We start from the raw sequence: 16,642 nt of genomic DNA, 5'->3' as shown, positions 1-16,642 counted from the left end.
TTATCATTCCTGTTCTAACTTAAATCCATAAGATTTAAATATTTCTTGTGTCTCTTCTGATTGCAGGGAATCGAGAAATGCTTCTGCTTCATCCGGGTTTGTGCTTTGACTCGTTACGGCTGCTGGATAAACAATGGTGTCGTGAGTATTTGCTCCTACCTCATTAATTACTTTAACCTGTTCAGACACCATAGCGTCACTTGTATATACAAGCCCGAAATCGGCGTTATTCGATTCTACATAAGTAAGGACTTGTCTAGCATCATTTGCGTACACTAGATGATCTTCAATATCTTCCCAAATTCCGGCCTGTTGCAACGATTGTCTCGCGTATTTGCCTGCAGGCACACTATCCGGATCTCCTATAACGATAGATGCATCATCTTTTATCGACAGTTGTGCTAAATGCTCGATTGATTTGTTATTACCTTCTGAGGCAATTAATACGAGCGTGTTTTCGACGATCGCTTGCTGTGTATCTGTATGAATATGTTCGCCTTCAGCTAATCGGTTTGTCCACTGCTCATCTGCCGAAATAATAGCATCAACGGGGGCGCCTTGTTGAATTTGTTGAGCAATTTTCCCAGAACTTCCAGCATTTAAAGTAATTGAAACGCTATGTTCTTTCTCGTAATCTTCAGCTATTTCTTCCATTACATCTATTAAACTAGCTGCTGTTGAGATCGTAAGTTCTACCTCTTGTCCCTCGGATTGTTGGCAGCCGGTGAAAATTAGTAATGGAATGAAACATATGACGATGATTTTCGTATACATGGTTAGGTCTCCTCAAGGTTTTCATTACTTCCATTATACGAATGGTAAAAATACAAGTAAAATAGATTCTAATCCATTGGTTGTCACTGAAAGGAGTGGCCAAATGAAATTACAAATTATCATTAGTTTGATTTTAGCGTTCTTGCTCACTCAAGCTCCGCTCATCGGGAAATATTTCGCTATGATTAATACGATGATCCATGAAACTGGTCATTCATTAGTGGCGTTATTAACCGGCGGTGAGGTACGAACTATTTCTTTATTTCCTAATACATCCGGGGTCACAATGACTGGGCACTCATCGTGGGTAAGCCAGTTGCTAACTAGTTTATCTGGCTATGTATTTGCTTCTTTTATAGGGTATTTCTTTTTCTACCTTATCATAAAAGGACATTATCGTTGGATGGTCTATATATTATTGGCTTTGTTATTGATCAACGTCTTGTTTTGGGTTCGAAATCTATATGGAGTTTTTTGGCTGGTGACTTTTGGAGCAGGGTTTATTTGGCTTTTGCGTACAGGCCATCAAACGATTATTCAATATGTTCTCGTATTCATAGCTTGCTTAGTTATGGTAGAAGCAGTAAGCAGTGCATTCGAAATTATGCTCCTCAGTTTATTTTCTCCTTCTCAAGCAGGCGATGCAGCTAACCTGGCCAGGATCGTTCCGTTTGTACCTGCGCCAATATTTGGTTTGATGTTTTTCGGACAAGCCGCTTACTTTTTCTGGCTTGCGTTTCGGAAAGTATTCCTCATCTGATCGATTAACAAATGGGCAATTCCTTAAAATCTTATAAAAACTCCGCAAACGCCCTTACCTGATTTTCTTATTCACATAATGTAGTAAAGAAAGTATGGAGAGGGGGTACTCAATATGAGCGGAGGATATGGTGGCGGATTTGCGCTATTGGTTGTGCTGTTTATTTTATTAATTATTATTGGTGCAGCATACGTTGGCGGTGGATACGGCTGTTAATGAAAAGCGGGGAATGACCCCGCTTCTTACATATAGAATAACAGTAGTTTTAGTGCTGTAATTTAGGGTATATAAGTAGTAGATGAATATGAGACTTTTGGGGGAATCGTGTATGGATTTAAAAGATCGGCTGATTAGTCATGGCTACGATCAAATTGATATCTTATTAATTGATGAAGACAATAAGCAGGAGACGGTGGCTGATATTACTCTTCATAAAGTGACAGACTTAGAGTTCAAGCTATATTTAGAACCTGAGTCTATTGATTATGAGCTGCAAGCGGAGAACCCTTACTTTGTTGCCCTTCAAAAACAAGAAAATGACGAGTCTAAAGAAGTGAAAGGGTTTATTTTAGAATGGTAAGTATGGATAGGAGAAAAGGGATTAAGAACTCCCTTTTCTTTTTTTTCGCTCTTTTTTATCAGCTATTCCACCAACAATAAGTAACCCCCCAGAAACAATGAGCAAGCCTGAGACCAGGAAGTTCTCAACGGTAAAAAGAAGGATGATGGCTGCAATGATATTCGCTATGCCAATAAAGCTAAGAATGATTAACATTTGATTTTCTTTATTCAACACAGGACCTCCCTTGATTTTTACTTTAGTATAACGAAATTTAATCCGTGTAGGAATTAACATATCCGTTTGTTTAGTGTTAGGGAAAAAGTGGAATTAATGTCGTAAATGCAAGGAGGAGGATGTTGTGTGATTGAACATAAACTTTATATAAATGGTGAATATACAAACTCTAGCAGCGATGAATGGATTGATATTATCAATCCAGCGACGGAAGAGGCGATTTCCAAAACACCGAAAGGAACAACAGAAGACGTTAATCGTGCGGTAGAAGCAGCATTTGAGGCACAAAAGGAATGGGAGCTGACCCCTAATATTGAAAGGGGAAAAATTGTACGCAAGCTCGGTGATCAAATTGAAGAGAACAGAGCTACGTTTATTGAATTATTGCAAGAAGAACAGGGCAAAGATCATGAATTGGCGAGTGGAGAAGTTGATTTAGCCATTGATTATTTTAGATACATGTCTGAATGGGCCCGACGTATTGAAGGAGAAATCGTACCGAGCGACCGGCCAAATGAAAACATCTATATTTACAAAAAACCAATAGGGGTTGTTGCTGGCATTGTGCCTTGGAACTTCCCGGTATTTATTTTGGCCAGAAAAGTGGCTACCGCTTTAGTGACTGGGTGCTCAATCGTATTAAAACCAAGCCAGCAAACTCCAAATACCGCCATGGAGTTTACTAAGATTATAGATTCAATGGAAGAAATCCCTAAAGGCGTGTATAACGTAGTAACAGGTACAGGTTCTGAAATAGGAAATGCTTTGGCCACACATGAAAAAGTGCACATGGTGTCTATGACGGGCAGTGTGCCTGCAGGAACGAAAGTGATGGAAGCTGCTGCTCAAAACATTACAAAAGTAAACCTTGAACTTGGTGGAAAAGCACCAGCCATAGTAACTGAAAATGCAGATCTCGATGTAGCTGTAGAAAGCATTCAAACTTCACGTTTAGCAAACAATGGACAGGCCTGTACGAATGCTGAGCGCGTGTATGTGCATGAAAGTGTAGCAGAAGAATTAATAGACAAGTTAAAACATTCTTTTGAACAACTTACTATTGACGACCCACGTGAAAACAAAGAGGCGGATGTAGGACCGCTGGTAAGTAAAGATCGGTTAGAAGAAGTAGAAGGAATGGTGAATGATGCAATAGAAGCTGGAGCTCAAGTGGTCATTGGCGGTGAGCGCGCTTCTAAGGAAAAAGGTTATTTTTATAAGCCGACGATCCTAACGAATGTTCAGCATGATTCTCCTATTATGCAGGAAGAAATATTTGGACCTGTTATTCCAATCACAACCTATCAAACATTAGATGAAGCGATAGAGAAAGGGAATGATACGGAGTTTGGTTTATCTTCTTCCGTTTATACAGAAGACCTAAATCAAGCCATGCGTGTAGTGAATGAACTCAAATTTGGAGAAACTTTTGTAAACCGTGAAAACTTTGAAGCGGTTCAAGGATATCATGCAGGCATGCGCAAATCAGGACTTGGAGGAGCGGATGGTAAACACGGAATGGAAGACTTCCTTGTGACCCAAGTCGTTTATATGCAATATAAAAATGATAAGCAATAAAAAATTCTCCCTTGAAAAAGGGAGAATTTTTTTATTGCAGTTCCGTTAGAGAGAATAAAGGGTTTTAGAAACGACTCCCTTTCCGCGGGAGAATGGTGTGCCTGCTCGAGCGCTCGTCCGCGGAAAGGGAAGGGACCTCGCTCCTGGCTGCAAGAAAAAAGCTTGCGGAAAACCAGGGGTTTCTCCACGAGCTAGAGATCTTTTTTAACGGTTATCAATTTTTTCAGGATAAAGGTCGTGGTTCATTAATCGGTGAGAAGCCATATCTTCGTACTTTGTGTCAGGCTTTCCATAATTACAATAAGGATCAATGGAAATCCCGCCTCTTGGGGTGAATTTCCCCCAAACTTCTATATAACGAGGGTCCATTAGATCGATTAAATCATTCATAATCGTATTTACGCTATCCTCGTGAAAGTCTCCATGATTTCTGAAACTAAACAAATATAATTTCAAAGATTTACTTTCTACCATTTTTACGTCAGGAATGTAGCTAATATAAATGGTAGCAAAATCAGGCTGGCCTGTTTTTGGGCAAAGGGTCGTAAATTCCGGGCAATTAAATTTTACAAAATAATCGCGATTTGGATGCTGATTATCAAATGTTTCTAATACATCAGGGTCGTATTCAAACGAATAATCGTTGTTTTGATTACCTAGGAGCGTTAAATCTGTTAAATGTTCATCTTTACGTCCAGCCAAGGGAATCCTCCTTTATTTAAAAAGTTATACGTATTTCTATCATGATAAGCATGTCTATTATAGGGATCGCTATCTCGTAAGTCAATGAACCAAAGGGTGATTAAGACCTAATTATGTAAATCTTTGGGCGTTTCCCTTTAAAAATGAATCGCTTTCTACTAAAATAGTAAGTAATTCACGAAATTTTTTGAAAATGTCATGAAATCAGCTCTGTTTCAACATAAAATTTAAGCAGAGCTTTTTTCAGAGGTAAAAAGAAACCGTTTACAAAAATTCATTCTATGAGGTGATATTATGGACATGCAACCAATCAAAGCAAGATCAGGAAATCACAACTTAGAAAACTATGAACAAACGTACAACAACTTTAAATGGGATGAAGCGAAAGCTAATTTTACTTGGAGTGAAACAGGAAAAGTAAACATCGCTTATGAAACCATTGATAAGCATGCTGCGGATCCTGCTAAAAAAGATAAAGCTGCTCTTATTTATTCTTCTCCTGATCGTGAAGAATCATTAACATTTGAGCAACTAAAGAAAAAGAGTAATCAATTTGCCAACGTTCTTAAGAATCAAGGCATTGAAAAAGGGGATCGTGTTTTCTTGTTCATGCACCGCAGCCCTGAATTTTATGCTTCTTTTTTAGGCATTTTAAAAACCGGTGCGATTGCTGGTCCTTTATTTGAAGCATTTATGGAACAAGCGGTTCGGGACAGACTTGAAGACAGTGAAGCGAAAATGCTGATTACGACGCCAGATCTGTTGGATCGTGTACCTCAGGATGAACTTCCTAACCTGGAGAAGATTATATTAGTAGGTGGAGATGATGACAGCCGCTATATCAGTTTTGAAAAGGAAATGGAAAACGCCTCTGAGGATTTCGAAATTGAATGGGTCGATTTAGAGGATGGCATGCTGCTTCACTATACGTCTGGGTCAACTGGTAAACCTAAAGGGGTTTATCACGTGCATAATGCGATGATTCAGCATTACCAAACAGGAAAATGGGTATTAGACCTTAAGGAAGACGATGTCTATTGGTGTACAGCTGACCCTGGCTGGGTAACTGGAACGAGCTATGGAATCTTTGCTCCATGGTTAAACGGCGTAACAAATGTGATCAGAGGCGGTCGATTTAGTCCAGATGATTGGTATGGGACTATTGCTGAGCAGAACGTGAGTGTTTGGTACTCTGCGCCTACAGCATTCCGAAAATTATTAAGTGCTGGGGAAGAAACGGCTAAGAAACACGATCTTTCTTCTCTTCGTCATATTTTAAGTGTAGGAGAGCCATTGAATCCAGAAGTTATCACTTGGGGGCTTAAAGCCTTTGATCTCCGCATTCATGATACGTGGTGGATGACTGAAACCGGGGCTATGCTTATTTGTAACTATCCATCTGTCGACATGAGACCTGGTTCCATGGGTAAACCGTTCCCGGGTGTTGAAGCAGCGATTGTCGATAATGAAGGAAATAAATTACCGGCTAATCAAATGGGGAACCTGGCAATACGAGAGGGATGGCCATCTATGATGAGAGCTATCTGGAATAACCCTGGAAAATATGAAAGCTACTTTATTAATGGCTGGTATGTGTCCGGCGATAGTGCTTATCAGGATGAAGACGGGTACTTCTGGTTCCAAGGCCGTTTGGATGATGTCATTAATACATCAGGAGAACGAGTCGGACCTTTTGAAGTGGAAAGTAAATTAATTGAGCATGAAGCCGTAGCGGAAGCTGGCGTTATTGGGAAGCCGGATCCAGAACGAGGCGAAATTATTAAAGCGTTCATAACGTTACGAGAAGGCTATAGCGAATCAGATGAATTGCGCGAGGATATTCGACAGTTCGTGAAGAAAGGTCTAAGTGCACACGCAGCCCCTCGTGAAATAGAGATTAAGGATACCATTCCTAAAACGCGAAGCGGGAAAATTATGAGACGTCTTCTTAAATCATGGGAACTTGGGTTACCGACTGGAGATACGTCTACTTTAGAAGAATAATGAAGATGGAGCACACAGTGTTGTACTGTGTGCTCAGCTTGTAGAGAAACCTAAAAGAGTGTAAATTTCCTTGTGTTAAAGAGAGTGAAGCGTTGTAGGAAACGACTCCCTTTCCGCGGGCGAATGGTGTGCCTCCTCGGGCTTTATCAGCCCTCCGGGGTCACACCTTATTCACATTTCCCGCAGGAGTCTCGCCGTTTCCTACAACCCTTTTTCGAAATAGATCACTGGCAAAATCATTTACTCAAGCTGTGCCCTTATGAAAACAGCGTTTGCAAAAGGGTATTCACATTACGAAGGTTTCAAGATTCCTTTCTCCATACTTATATGAAGTACGTCTTAGCTTTTTCGACAGCATGAGCACACAGTTTGGTACTGTGTGCTCTTCTCTGTCTAAAATTGTTTCACGTGAAACAATTGTCTTTTATCGCCGATTCATAAGCTTATATGCACCCGGTTTAGGGAATAGATAAAGGATAGAATAAGGGTCCTTCAGGGGCTTTTTATATTGGATAAAAATACATAATCTTTTGCTCGTAATAGAAAGGTTTATTAATTCGAAGGAAGTGAAGATCTTGTCGAAGCCATTGTATGATGTGATAGGAATTGGAATTGGTCCTTATAATCTAGGGTTAGCTGCTTTGCTGGAGGAAACAGACTTATCATCAGCCTTTTTTGACGACACTCCAAAATTTGAATGGCACCCCGGCATGCTTATTGACGGGATGGATTTACAAGTGCCTTTTTTAGCTGATCTTACAACATTTGCAGACCCAAAGAATCCCTACACATTTATGAATTATTTACATGAACATAACCGAATGTTTCCTTTTTTCTTTCATCAGCAATTCAAAATTCCGCGTCAGGAATACAATCATTATTTACAATGGGTAGCTGAACAATTAAAAGGTTTATATTTTAATCATCTCATTACAGATGTTATTGACCACAGCGATCATTATGAAGTTATAGCTTTTGATAAGGACAACAATCAAAAAGAGAGCTACCTAACCAAACATGTTGTTTTAGGGACAGGGAGTAAACCGCTGATTTTAGATGGAATGGATGACCTGCCGCGTGAAGATGTGATTCATACAAGCAGGTATTTGTTTGAAAAGGAAAGCCTTCTTGATTCAAAGCATGTAACAGTGGTTGGCTCTGGGCAAAGTGCGCTCGAGGTGTTCCTTGACTTATTAGAAGAACAGAAGCGCAATGATATGAAGCTGACGCTGCTTTCAAGGACAGGGGGGCTATTTCAGCTCGATCAGGCAAAATTTGCGCAAGAGTTTTTTACCCCTGAATACGTAGATTATTTTCATGCTTTAACCTTTGACCAGCGGCAAAAGAATTTAGAAACGCTTGGTGCTCTAAGAAAGGGGATTGACCCTGACACGCTTACTCGGCTTTATACTCAGCTTTACCATAAAACAGCGGGAGGACAAAAAAGTCATGTGCTTATTAACCCGATGACTGAAGTGAAATCAATCGAACGTAAGGAAAAGGGTTATTTGCTGGAATGTGAGCAATCGCAGGAGGAAAAAACATTTCATTATCAAACGGATAAAGTTATCTTAGCCACAGGCTATAAGCCAAATTTGCCAAGTTGGTTTTTGGATCGATTTCAAGAGAAAATTAAATGGGAAGATGAAAAAAGCTTTGAAGTTTCGAGAGACTACCAACTTGTCTTTAAAGACCAGCGTGAGCATCACTTTTTTACTTTAACAAATCTCGTTCATTCCCACGGGGCAGGGGCTACGAATCTAGGTTTGTCTGTTCATCGGAACATTCATATTATTAATCAAATAGCTGGTAAAAAAGTGTACAAAAATCAGCAGGATACTGCTTTTCAAACATTTTCAATGACCGATTTCTCATAATTGAATATCCATTATCTTGAAGAAATGAGTTTAATTTTAACAAATAGGGGAACATAAAATTTGTGACTTCATTAAACAACATTCAAGGAGTGGTAACGATATGAGTAAGATTGCATGTGTCATGACATCCCTGTTTGAAGACGTAGAATATACACAGCCAGTTGATGCTTTTTCAAAAGAAGGACATGAAGTAACTACGATTGAGTGGGAAGCTGGAAAAGAAGTTACTGGGAAACAAGGACAAACGACAGTAACGATTGATACTTCTATTGATGATGTAAAGCCTGAAGACTTTGATGCTTTATTCATTCCTGGAGGCTTTTCTCCAGATCAGCTGCGTGGCGATGAGAAATTTGTTGCATTCGCTAAGCATTTTATGGATGAAAAGAAACCAGTTTTTGCTATTTGCCATGGTCCACAGCTGCTTATTACAGCAAAATCGTTAGAAGGACGCACAGCTACTGGCTTTAAATCCATTGCTGTAGATATGGAATATGCAGGTGTTACATTTAAAGATGAAGAAGTAGTAGTGTGTGGAAATCAGTTGGTGACGAGTCGTCAGCCAGATGACCTTCCCGCTTTCAATAAAGAAGCGAATAAGCTTTTAAACTAAAGGTACGATTGAAAAGGAAGCCGCTGAGGATCGTTTCTCCTTGGCGGCTTTCTTATATATTCAAAAGTCGTATAGTGTATGATCGTCGAATAAACTATAATAAGAAATAAGAAGGACTTAGAGAAAGGGGGGGAATGACGTGATTGTTATCGAAAGAGAAGAAGATTTTTTATTGATTGCTCAGCATGAACATGCTTTAGTGTCGGGAGAAATTGTATTGCACTGGAAGCAAAAATTTCTTCTTCGATCTAAGCTTCGTGAGGAAGCGGACTGGGCGGTGTCTCAGCATGATCGGGCATGGATTCCGTTAGATGAACATCCATCTTGGAATGAAGAGAAAGAACGACCTTATTCGTTTATCGATTATCCGTTAAAGGAAAAACTACAAGCCTATCAAAGAGGAATTAAGGAAGTCTCTGATCGTTCTTCCTATGCTGGAATGCTATGTAGTTCTCACTATCAATCATTTTTTTCTAAGGATAGTGGAGATCCACTGATCGAGAAATTTATTGCAGAAGAAGAGAAGCGGCGTCAGGAATTAGCTTTTCATATGAAGATGGAGGTTCCTTCTGACATTTATCAACTTCATTTCGAACGGCTGCAATTTTGTGATGATCTCTCTTTATATGTTTGTATGCAAGAACCCGGAATTCCTAAAGAGGAAGAAGTTTCCTGGTTCCGAGATGGTTTTAGACAGCAGTTTGATGTAGCTCCACAAGGGGTTATGCCGAGATGGGAAGATAAAAAAAGAGTTTCTCTTGATCCGTTCCCTTTTGAGCATGAATTTGAAGTCAGAATTCCTTATCGAGGGGTGTCTAAGCGAGCCATTGAAGAGGTAGGTTTGGAGAAAGCTTATCATCAAGCAGAAATTCACCATCGCACGGTGGCATTTGTTAAATGAAGGAGGCAGCCTTACGAGCTGCCTTCAGCTTGTAGAGAAACTTTAGTTTTTAATGCACGGGAAAAATTCTTTCGTTCGATAGAATAAAGGGTTCCAGGAAACGACTCCCTTTTCATGGCCCTACACGAGGTGGGCTCGTTCGATGTTGGCACACCCGAACTTAATCGAACTTCCTATTTAAAACCTTCTCAGGCTTGTGGTATTAGCAGGTCCGCCTACTTTGATAAAAGGGACGGAAAAAAGTGACGACTCCTGCGGGATGAGCAGACAGGAGAGGCCCCGCAGGTCGCAGACCGAGGAGACTTTCCGTCTTGCCCCGCGGAAAGCGGCGCTTTTTTTCTGTTCCTTTTCTCCAGGCAAAAATGAAGGAACTACCATAGGGATATCATATTATATCCATCTAAGCTTTTTAAACAGCCTAAAGGCAGCCTTATGAGCTGCCTTCTTTTTTACTGGTTTTTCTCAATATTAAAATCATTGTTTAGGATCTCCCAGTTTTGAGGGAAAGAGAGTCCTAATTTCCAGTAGCTGATGCCTTTTAAATTCAATTCTTTAATTAAATCAAATTTCTCTTGGATCGAGCGAGCATCTTCAAACCAAACTTCGTGTTCATTACCTTCCCCGTCGGTATACGTGAAATAAGGAGCTTGAGCTTCTTCATCATATGAAATGGCGGCATTATTTTCACGTGCCAGCTGTATCGCTTGCTGAGGGCTGATGGCTTTGGCGAATTCTCCTCCTGGTTCAAAAGGCAAGGTCCAATCATATCCGTATAAATTTTGACCTAGTAATATTTTCTCCGCAGGCATTTCTGTTAACGCATAGTCGACGACTTCTCTCACTTTATTGATCGGCGATACAGCCATAGGCGGACCGCCGCTATATCCCCACTCATATGTCATTAACACGACAAAGTCGACAATCTCACCATGGGCTTTATAATCATGGGCTTCATACCACTCTCCCTGCTGCTCTGCACTTGTTTTTGGAGCGAGAGCTGTGGAGATTAATAATCCTTCATTGGACAGCCTCTGTTTCGCTTTTCGTAAAAATTGATTGTACTGCTCCCCTAATTCTGGAGGCAAAAATTCCAAATCAAAGTGGATATCTTGATAGCCAACCTCTTGAGCGGTTTGTATAATGTTATCTAATAATGTATCTTGGAGCTGTTCATTTGTAAGAATGGTACGTCCTAGTTCATCACTAAAGCCCTCATCCGTTAAATTTGTAACCACCATCATTAATGCAGCGTTGTTATTTCGGGCAATGGCTGGAAAGTTATCAAGTGGCGGAGCCTCAAGAGACCCATCCTCTTGAATGCGATAACTAAAGGGTGCTAAATACGTAAGTAAAGCCGATCGTCTCTCAGCAGCATTTCTTAAATTCTCTGATACTTGACCTCCTGTTGGCTCAATATAAGCATTAACAGTAATATCACTCTTCGGTTTTTGAGGGATATAAAGGCGGAATCCCACCGGAAGCATAGCACCCGGCTGTAGCTGGTTTACTTGGATTAGCTCTTCAACAGTTGTATTAAAGAGCTGGGCGATTTCAAAAAGACTATCGCCGGGCTGAACAAAATAAAATTCCCCATCAATAGGAATAACGAGCGCTTGACCGATCACTAAGTCTCCTGGAGTTTCTAACTCATTCGCTTCTATAATCCTATTTGGCGGGGTTTCATATAGGGCTGCAATGGAATAGACGGAATCCCCCTGTGAGACAACATGAATTTGCATGTTAAAGACACTCCTTCCTCAACTACAATGAATATATGAGAGAACTTGGTTCATTTATACGAAAATATGATTAAAAAGGAGAGGATTTTTTGACTACAGATGAATACTACATGAGCCTGGCTCTGGAACAGGCAAATATAGCGGAAGCGATGGGAGAAGTTCCAATCGGAGCAGTGATTGTACATAACGATGAAGTCATTGCCTCAGGATATAATAAACGTGAAACGTCGCAGCTGGCTTCCTCGCATGCTGAATTTATTGCGATAGAAAAAGCCAATCAAGTGTTAGGAAGCTGGAGGCTGGAAGATTGCACTTTATATGTAACCCTTGAGCCATGTCCGATGTGTGCAGGAGCGATTGTTCAATCGAGAGTTCCTCGAGTCGTCTATGGAGCTGCTGATCCTAAAGCAGGTTGTGCGGGAACATTAATGAACCTTTTGCAAGAAGAACGATTTAACCATCAGTGTGAAGTGGAAAGCGATGTACTGGGAGCTCAATGCGGGCAAATTCTATCTCAGTTCTTTAGAGAATTAAGAGAAAACCGAAAAAAGAAATAAAATGGAAACAATTATCTGCACGTAAGCATTGCATTTTTTGATAAAACTCGCTATACTTGAAAATACCGTGCTAAGCGGGGAGGTAGCGGTGCCCTGTACTCGCAATCCGCTATAGCGAGGCCGAATCCCCACTCCAGGTGGTTCGAATTCAAGGTCTGCCTCATGAGAGTGGTGTTGACACCCAGGTCCTGCGCAACGGGAACCAGTGAACCCTGTCAGATCCGGAAGGAAGCAGCAGTAAGCTGATCATCTCGTGTGCCGCGGGAGTGCCTGGGTCGAGCCATGAACATGAGTAACGCTTGGGTTCGAGCCATCGAAAGTGGGTGCACGGTATACATATACCAAATGAAGAGCCGTTATGAGGAATGATCATAGCGGCTCTTTTTTTACGCAATAAAACGGGGGGAGAAGCCTTTCTTAATAAGGTTCACATACGCTCCTTAAATCAGTTATAATAGACGAGAGACTAAAAAGGGAGCGCGGTTGAATGAGTTATCAGGCACTGTACCGTGTTTGGCGGCCTAGAAACTTTGAAGATGTAGTTGGACAAACCCATATTACGCGAACGCTGCAAAATGCGATCGCCCAAGATAAATTTTCTCACGCTTATTTATTCTCAGGTCCTCGTGGTACAGGGAAGACTAGTGCTGCAAAGATTTTTGCTAAAGCCGTAAACTGTGAGAATGCTCCGGCGAAAGAGCCGTGTAATGAGTGCTCTGCTTGTCTTGGAATCCAAGACGGATCCATTTCAGATGTCATTGAAATTGATGCGGCTTCTAATAACGGAGTTGAGCAAATAAGAGAAATTCGAGACAAAGTAAAGTACGCTCCAAGCGCTGTCTCTTACAAAGTTTATATTATTGATGAAGTACACATGCTTTCTATGGGAGCATTTAACGCTTTATTAAAAACGTTAGAAGAACCTCCGGAGCATGTGATCTTTATATTAGCAACGACTGAGCCTCACAAAATTCCACTGACGATTATTTCTCGCTGTCAACGCTTTGATTTTAAGAGGATTACCCAGCAGGCTATGGTCGACCGCATGGAGAAAATCATTGGAGCAGAAGAAGTTTCTATTGAACGAGAGGCATTAGAAATTGTAGCGCTCTCGGCAGAAGGTGGTATGAGGGATGCGTTAAGCTTACTCGATCAATCCATTTCCTACAGTGAAGAGGAAGTAACGGTGGATGATGTTTTGGCGGTCACAGGTTCTGTATCTCAACGTAAACTCTCAGAAGTTATCCAAGCATTAAATGACAAGCAAATTAATGAATCGTTAAGTATAGTGGATCAGCTGATTCAGCAAGGGAAAGACCCTGGACGTTTTGTGTTTGATCTTATTTATTACCTTCGTGATCTCTTACTATATCAAAGTGCTCCAGATTTACAGCATAATCTTGAGCGAGCGATCCCAGACGAAGCCTTTAAAAATTTAGCTGATCTCTTGCACCCTCAGTGGGTTCAACAAACGATTCGAGAATTAAATAAATGCCAACAGGAAATGAAATGGACGACTAGTCCTAAAGTGTTTATCGAAATTGCGATATTAAATATAGTGGATAAACAACCAGCCGATCCGGTTAATCCTGATTCTGATGCGGTGACGAAGCTTTCACAAAAGCTAGAGAAAATGGAAAAAGAACTCGCTCAACTTAAGGCGAATCCGCCCGTTCACTCAGGAAGCAGCGCAGCATCTGCGCAGCCTCAAAAGCGCACACCTGCAAGATCGAATAAAAACGGTTATAATGTTCCATATGATCGTATTCGTATCGTTTTGAGCGAAGCTTCTAAAGAAGAGTTGAAGCAAGTCCAAAGTCAGTGGCCTCAGTTTATGGATCGTTTAAAGCAAAGTAATGCACCTGCGCATGCTACGCTATTAAATAGTAAGCCGAGTGCTGCTTCATCGAAAGCCCTTATCTTAGCTTTTCGATATGACATTCATTGTTCGTTAGCACTTGAGCATCAAAAAACGATCGAACCTTTACTTACCGAGTTTACAGGTAAACCGTTAACGGTTATTCCGATCCCGGTTGAAAAGTGGAAAGAACTTCGCGAAGAATATGTGCGCAAACAGAAGGATAGTAGTGGCGAAGATGGCAGTCAGTCAGCTCCTGAAGAAGGTGGACAGGAAGAAGATCCACTTATTTCAGAAGCCAGAAAATTAGCAGGCGACGAGCTTATTGACATTCAAGATTAAAGTGAAAGATTAAAAGGAGGAGTTTTACCATGCGTGGTGGAGGAAACATGAACAATATGATGAAACAAATGCAAAAAATGCAAAAGAAAATGATGAAGGCTCAAGAAGAGCTTTATGAAATGACATTTGAAGCAACGGCTGGCGGCGGAATGGTGAAAGTCGTGGCTAACGGTAAAAAAGAAATTACGGATGTCGAAATTAATGAAGAAGTTGTAGATCCAGATGACGTTGAGATGCTTCAGGATCTAATTATTGCGGCAACGAACGATGTCATCAAGCAAGTCGACGATAAAACGAATGATACGATGGGTGAGTTCACGAAAGGCATGCCTGGTGGAATGTTCTAGGAGGAGTTTCCATGTATTATCCAGAACCAATATCAAAACTGATTGACAGTTTTACGAAGCTTCCAGGGATAGGCCCTAAGACGGCTGTCCGCCTGGCTTTTTTCGTCCTTGAAATGGAAGAAGATGATGTCCTTGATTTCGGGAAAGCTCTTGTCAACGCGAAAAGAGAGCTGACTCATTGTACCACTTGCGGTCACATCACGGATCAAGATCCATGCTCCATTTGTCAGGATGAATCTCGTGATTCTTCTATTATATGCGTTGTCCAAGATCCAAAGGACGTCATTGCCATGGAAAAAATGAAAGAATTCAGCGGTAAATACCATGTGCTCCATGGAGCGATCTCACCAATGGATGGGATCGGACCCGAAGACATTAACGTTCCAAGTCTTATTAACCGTTTGAAGGATGAAGGGGTGGAAGAGCTCATTTTAGCGACCAACCCTAACATTGAAGGAGAGGCAACGGCTATGTATATCTCAAGGCTGGTTAAGCCCTCAGGTATACGTATGACTAGAATTGCCCACGGGCTTCCTGTCGGCGGCGACTTGGAATATGCAGATGAAGTTACGTTATCTAAAGCGCTTGAAGGTCGCAGAGACCTTTAAATAGAAACTTCCTATAAGGAAGTTTCTATTCTCTTGTTGAGAAATCATTTCATATGAACATTGATAGGTAGTGGTCTTCTTCCTTTATCCTTTAGAATTAAAAAAGGAAAGCGTGCTGTTTGTTAATGTATATAAAGGGTGGATCATCTTGTTAACAAAGAAAAAGGCTAAAAAGAAAGCCATGGATCAGCAGTTATTAGCGGATATTAAACGGTTGAAACATGAGTGGGAAACACTTGAAAACATCATCGAACATAGTATTGAGCCGAGTGAAGAAGGTTTGTTGGATTTATCATTAGCCAAATCTAAATATTTCTACTTATTAAGAGAAGCGAGACATCGAAAGATTAATGCTCTTTCTTAAACAAAAGGCATACCCCCTTGTGCACACACATAACTTGAAGTAAGAAAAGTTATTTGCACAGGGGGATTACTATGGATCCAGTATTAGTTATTCTTTTATTAGGACTAGCCATACCTTTATTGTTGATTGTAGGAATGCCAGCTTCGCCCATTAAGTGGATTGGACGAGCTTTAATGAGAGTAGTTATTGCGGTCGTTCTATTATTTTTCGTTAATCTCTTTGGCGCTCAGTTTGGTCTCCACATACCCATTAACGTGTTTACAACGGCCGCATCAGCGCTGCTTGGACTGCCTGGAGTTCTATCACTAGTAGCCATTCATATTTGGGTGTTGTAAGAAGGTTGAGTCCTAAACTCGACCTTCTTCTTTTAATTTTTCTGTGTTGAACAATTATAATAATCGTGTACATCACAGAATCCATGCCATTGTATATTAGATGGGAAACAGCAGTGATCCTCTTTTTATTAGGAAAGGGTTACGGAGCTGGTAGAGAGTCGTCTTCCTTAGCTCTTTTGTTCCTTTCCCAAGCAACGGAACCTTTCTATTCTATAGAACAATACCAACACTGAAAGTTAACAAGTCCTTGCTTATAAAAAAATATAATGTTTTTTTGAAAAAAGTATTGCAATGTTGTTGAGTAGCGTGGTATATTATTACTTGTCGCGTTAAGAGAGCGGCAGCGGCGAACGAAGCCGAAATAAAAATCATGAAAAAAGTTGTTGACTTCAACTTAAACACATGATATATTTATTAAGTCGCCATTTTGAGGCGGCGAACGAATTTGATCTTTGAAAACTGAACGAACCAACCAGTACGTCAAGAT

The 16,642-nt window shown here is 40.7% G+C and carries 18 protein-coding genes and 1 other RNA gene; 15 read left to right on the top strand and 4 right to left on the bottom strand.

Going from position 1 to position 16,642, the window contains the following annotated elements; translation table 11 throughout:
* Positions 1–3: 3 nt before the first annotated feature.
* A complete protein-coding gene (modA, locus tag IEV27_RS07510) occupies positions 4–774 on the bottom strand; it encodes a molybdate ABC transporter substrate-binding protein (RefSeq protein WP_188376865.1) in 771 nt (256 codons plus the stop codon).
* Positions 775–877: 103 nt separating this feature from the next.
* Here modA and IEV27_RS07505 point away from each other — a divergent pair, with 103 nt between their 5' ends.
* The 3 genes from IEV27_RS07505 (at position 878) to IEV27_RS07495 (ending at position 2,114) form a co-directional block, all read left to right on the top strand.
* Positions 878–1,534 (top strand): M50 family metallopeptidase, encoded by a 657-nt coding sequence (locus tag IEV27_RS07505; RefSeq protein ID WP_188376864.1) that lies wholly within the window; start codon positions 878–880, stop codon positions 1,532–1,534.
* Between the two features lie 114 nt (positions 1,535–1,648).
* Positions 1,649–1,750 carry a YjcZ family sporulation protein gene (locus IEV27_RS07500; RefSeq protein ID WP_188376863.1) on the top strand — a complete coding sequence of 34 codons (102 nt, stop codon included), beginning with the start codon at positions 1,649–1,651 and terminating at the stop codon, positions 1,748–1,750.
* A 112-nt stretch (positions 1,751–1,862) separates the two neighbouring features.
* Positions 1,863–2,114: a hypothetical protein gene (locus tag IEV27_RS07495; RefSeq protein WP_188376862.1), complete on the top strand. Its 252-nt coding sequence runs from the start codon at positions 1,863–1,865 to the stop codon at positions 2,112–2,114.
* Between the two features lie 21 nt (positions 2,115–2,135).
* Here the strand turns inward: IEV27_RS07495 and IEV27_RS07490 are convergent, their stop codons facing one another.
* Positions 2,136–2,327 (bottom strand): hypothetical protein, encoded by a 192-nt coding sequence (locus tag IEV27_RS07490; protein WP_188376861.1) that lies wholly within the window; start codon positions 2,325–2,327, stop codon positions 2,136–2,138.
* Between the two features lie 129 nt (positions 2,328–2,456).
* On the opposite strand from IEV27_RS07490, the gene aldA reads away from it, so the two are divergent.
* Complete coding sequence (aldA, locus tag IEV27_RS07485) at positions 2,457–3,908, top strand: aldehyde dehydrogenase (protein ID WP_188376860.1); 1,452 nt, start codon at positions 2,457–2,459, stop codon at positions 3,906–3,908.
* Between the two features lie 204 nt (positions 3,909–4,112).
* Here aldA and queF read toward each other — a convergent pair whose 3' ends face one another.
* The gene (gene queF / locus IEV27_RS07480; protein WP_188376859.1) at positions 4,113–4,610 is read right to left on the bottom strand and encodes a preQ(1) synthase; all 498 of its coding nucleotides are present in this window, start codon (positions 4,608–4,610) and stop codon (positions 4,113–4,115) included.
* Positions 4,611–4,904: 294 nt separating this feature from the next.
* Between queF and acsA the strand changes: the two genes are divergently transcribed.
* From acsA to IEV27_RS07460, 4 genes are all read left to right on the top strand, one after another.
* Positions 4,905–6,614 carry an acetate--CoA ligase gene (gene acsA, locus IEV27_RS07475; protein ID WP_188376858.1) on the top strand — a complete coding sequence of 570 codons (1,710 nt, stop codon included), beginning with the start codon at positions 4,905–4,907 and terminating at the stop codon, positions 6,612–6,614.
* Positions 6,615–7,189: 575 nt separating this feature from the next.
* A complete protein-coding gene (locus tag IEV27_RS07470; protein WP_188376857.1) occupies positions 7,190–8,491 on the top strand; it encodes a lysine N(6)-hydroxylase/L-ornithine N(5)-oxygenase family protein in 1,302 nt (433 codons plus the stop codon).
* A 100-nt stretch (positions 8,492–8,591) separates the two neighbouring features.
* Positions 8,592–9,104 carry a type 1 glutamine amidotransferase domain-containing protein gene (locus IEV27_RS07465; RefSeq protein ID WP_188376856.1) on the top strand — a complete coding sequence of 171 codons (513 nt, stop codon included), beginning with the start codon at positions 8,592–8,594 and terminating at the stop codon, positions 9,102–9,104.
* 139 nt (positions 9,105–9,243) lie between these two features.
* Entirely contained in the window at positions 9,244–10,005 is a 762-nt protein-coding gene (locus tag IEV27_RS07460; RefSeq protein ID WP_188376855.1) for a DUF3891 family protein, read from the top strand.
* Positions 10,006–10,454: 449 nt separating this feature from the next.
* On the opposite strand, the gene IEV27_RS07455 is transcribed toward IEV27_RS07460, so the two are convergent.
* A complete protein-coding gene (locus IEV27_RS07455; RefSeq protein WP_188376854.1) occupies positions 10,455–11,744 on the bottom strand; it encodes a glycoside hydrolase family 18 protein in 1,290 nt (429 codons plus the stop codon).
* Between the two features lie 89 nt (positions 11,745–11,833).
* Here IEV27_RS07455 and tadA point away from each other — a divergent pair, with 89 nt between their 5' ends.
* The 7 genes from tadA (at position 11,834) to IEV27_RS07420 (ending at position 16,155) form a co-directional block, all read left to right on the top strand.
* The gene (gene tadA / locus IEV27_RS07450; protein ID WP_209488403.1) at positions 11,834–12,301 is read left to right on the top strand and encodes a tRNA adenosine(34) deaminase TadA; all 468 of its coding nucleotides are present in this window, start codon (positions 11,834–11,836) and stop codon (positions 12,299–12,301) included.
* 65 nt (positions 12,302–12,366) lie between these two features.
* Positions 12,367–12,632, top strand: an RNA gene (ffs, locus tag IEV27_RS07445) — signal recognition particle sRNA large type.
* Between the two features lie 156 nt (positions 12,633–12,788).
* Positions 12,789–14,501, top strand: coding sequence for a DNA polymerase III subunit gamma/tau (dnaX, locus tag IEV27_RS07440; protein WP_188376853.1), 1,713 nt, complete (start codon positions 12,789–12,791; stop codon positions 14,499–14,501).
* A 29-nt stretch (positions 14,502–14,530) separates the two neighbouring features.
* A complete protein-coding gene (locus tag IEV27_RS07435; RefSeq protein WP_188376852.1) occupies positions 14,531–14,848 on the top strand; it encodes a YbaB/EbfC family nucleoid-associated protein in 318 nt (105 codons plus the stop codon).
* 11 nt (positions 14,849–14,859) lie between these two features.
* A complete protein-coding gene (recR, locus tag IEV27_RS07430) occupies positions 14,860–15,456 on the top strand; it encodes a recombination mediator RecR (RefSeq protein WP_188376851.1) in 597 nt (198 codons plus the stop codon).
* A 148-nt stretch (positions 15,457–15,604) separates the two neighbouring features.
* Positions 15,605–15,820: a YaaL family protein gene (locus IEV27_RS07425; RefSeq protein ID WP_188376850.1), complete on the top strand. Its 216-nt coding sequence runs from the start codon at positions 15,605–15,607 to the stop codon at positions 15,818–15,820.
* Positions 15,821–15,891: 71 nt separating this feature from the next.
* Positions 15,892–16,155, top strand: a complete 264-nt coding sequence (locus tag IEV27_RS07420) for a pro-sigmaK processing inhibitor BofA family protein (RefSeq protein WP_188376849.1) — start codon at positions 15,892–15,894, stop codon at positions 16,153–16,155.
* Positions 16,156–16,642 lie beyond the last annotated feature (487 nt).

This window comes from Halobacillus andaensis, from assembly GCF_014636475.1.
GTDB classification, from domain to species: domain Bacteria; phylum Bacillota; class Bacilli; order Bacillales; family Halobacillaceae; genus Halobacillus_A; species Halobacillus_A andaensis.
This window is presented reverse-complemented; position numbering and strand designations above follow the sequence as displayed.